At 49.9% G+C, this 754-nt stretch carries 2 tRNA genes and 2 rRNA genes; all 4 read right to left on the reverse strand.

Features of this window, described 5'->3' with window-relative positions:
- Positions 1-97: ribosomal RNA gene (locus tag F3J36_RS23970) — 23S ribosomal RNA — on the reverse strand; the annotation flags it as partial.
- Positions 98-295: 198 nt separating this feature from the next.
- Positions 296-371 (reverse strand) — tRNA-Ala (locus F3J36_RS23975).
- Between the two features lie 149 nt (positions 372-520).
- Positions 521-597 (reverse strand) — tRNA-Ile (locus F3J36_RS23980).
- A gap of 74 nt (positions 598-671) precedes the next feature.
- Positions 672-754: ribosomal RNA gene (locus F3J36_RS23985) — 16S ribosomal RNA — on the reverse strand; the annotation flags it as partial.

Below are 754 nucleotides of genomic sequence, written 5' to 3' on the forward strand. Positions count from 1 at the left end.
GGTTCATATCACCTTACCGTCGCTTTTCGCAGATTAGCACGTCCTTCATCGCCTCTGACTGCCAGGGCATCCACCGTGTACGCTTAGTCGCTTAACCTCACAACCCACAGGCGTTTTGCAACGCTGCAGACTGCAAGCATTTGAGAGACTCGAACACATCGTAAATTTCATTCTTATTACGGAGAATGAAAACGACGTGTCGTTTCAATTTTCAGCTTGTTCCGGATTGTTAAAGAGCAAATACTTCGCAGCACACCGTCGCCGGTATACTCTGAAGTAAGTTTCAGTACTGTAATGGTGGAGCTAAGCGGGATCGAACCGCTGACCTCCTGCGTGCAAGGCAGGCGCTCTCCCAGCTGAGCTATAGCCCCATACAGTCACTGCAGAGACCATCTACATCCACTCACCAGGAGTCACGTTTCTCACACGGGAAATGTGATTTCGTCTCAGGCAAGGCATGTTTTCGCGAAGCATAGTGAACTATGCGAGCCGGAAACATAACGCAGCATGAGAAGAAATCTGGTAGGCCTGAGTGGACTTGAACCACCGACCTCACCCTTATCAGGGGTGCGCTCTAACCACCTGAGCTACAAGCCTGTAGAGGTTTTTTCTGCTCGTTACTTTTCTATCAGACAATCTGTGTGAGCACTTCGCGGGAAGGTATCTTCAGGTAAGGAGGTGATCCAACCGCAGGTTCCCCTACGGTTACCTTGTTACGACTTCACCCCAGTCATGAATCACAAAGTGGTAAGCG

The organism is Pantoea sp. Cy-640 (genome assembly GCF_011752635.1).
Lineage (GTDB): Bacteria > Pseudomonadota > Gammaproteobacteria > Enterobacterales > Enterobacteriaceae > Pantoea > Pantoea dispersa.